This is a genomic window from Sulfobacillus harzensis (assembly GCF_012933365.1).
GTDB classification, from domain to species: domain Bacteria; phylum Bacillota; class Sulfobacillia; order Sulfobacillales; family Sulfobacillaceae; genus Sulfobacillus_B; species Sulfobacillus_B harzensis.
This window is the reverse complement of the sequence record NZ_JABBVZ010000285.1, coordinates 1-1,128: the sequence shown is the minus strand read 5'-3', so window position 1 is coordinate 1,128 and position 1,128 is coordinate 1. Positions and strand designations below refer to the sequence as shown.

Below are 1,128 nucleotides of genomic sequence, written 5' to 3'. Positions count from 1 at the left end.
AGCGTCCTGTAGAGATGTGATTTCGGCGGACTTTGACAGTTGAGGAAAAAATCCCCCCGTTGGTACGGTTGTGGTGGATACCAACAACAACCAAGGGAGGACTTATAGATGCATTCTACATCGACGATGGATCAACGCAAAACCGCGGTACAAGGCGCCGTGATCGGAGGAGTGGACGTGGCCCAAGGCTGGCATTACATCCAGTGGTTGTTTCCCAACGGGTTGTCGGCGGGCAAGCCGGTCCGGTTTGCGAATTCTCGCAGCGGGTTTGAGTCCATGTGGGCCCGGCGTCCCGCCGGGGCGCGCCTCGTGATCGGGCTGGAATCCACCGGCGCCTATTGGTTGCCCCTGGCGCACTGGTTGCGCCAACAACCCGGCGTGACCGTCGTCTTGGTCAATCCGTTGCACACGCACAAGCTCAAAGAAGTCGACGACCACACGCCCTCGAAAAACGACGCCAAGGATGCCGGAATTATTGCCCGGGCGGTCGCCGAAGGGCGGTATATGCACTGGACGCCGCGGGAGGGGGTCTGGAGCGAACTGGCCACCTTGTCGGTGACACGGCGCCAGCAGAAGGCGGACGTTGTGCGCTGGCAGAATCGCATTCAGGGGTGGATTGATGTCTATGCCCCGGAATTTCGGCGGGTCTTCAAGGCCTGGAATGGCCTGGCGGCCTTGTGGGTGCTGGACACCGTGCCCTTGCCGGCGGACGTGTTGGCGTATCCCTTCGAGGACTTGGTCACGGGCTTGCTGGAGGCGTCCCATCATCGGGTCGGCCCCAAACGTGCGGCGGCCTTGATGGTGGCCTATCGCGACTCGATTGGGGTTCCCGGGCACGCGAGTGCCCGCGCCCAGTTGGCGGCGTACTTGGGGCATTGGCGCGCGGCGTGCGCCGCGCTCGCGGCCACGGAAGCCGCGCAGCAGGAATTGGTGGCCACCGTGCCCGGGGCCGACGTCTTGCGGGGGATTCCGGGCTTTGGCTCCGTGGTCATTGCCACCCTACTGGGCGAATTGGGGAACTTGGCGGACTATGCCCATCCCCAGCAGGCCGTGCGGATGGCGGGCCTGAACGTGGTGTCCGACAACTCCGGGAAGTATCGGGGTAAGCCTCATGTGGCTAAACGGGGG

Annotated in this window: 1 protein-coding gene; it reads left to right on the top strand. The window is 63.5% G+C overall.

The features are described 5' to 3' along the window. Positions 1-108: 108 nt before the first annotated feature. A partial coding sequence (locus tag HIJ39_RS23050; RefSeq protein ID WP_169103358.1) for an IS110 family transposase occupies positions 109-1,128 on the top strand: 1,020 nt, incomplete at its 3' end.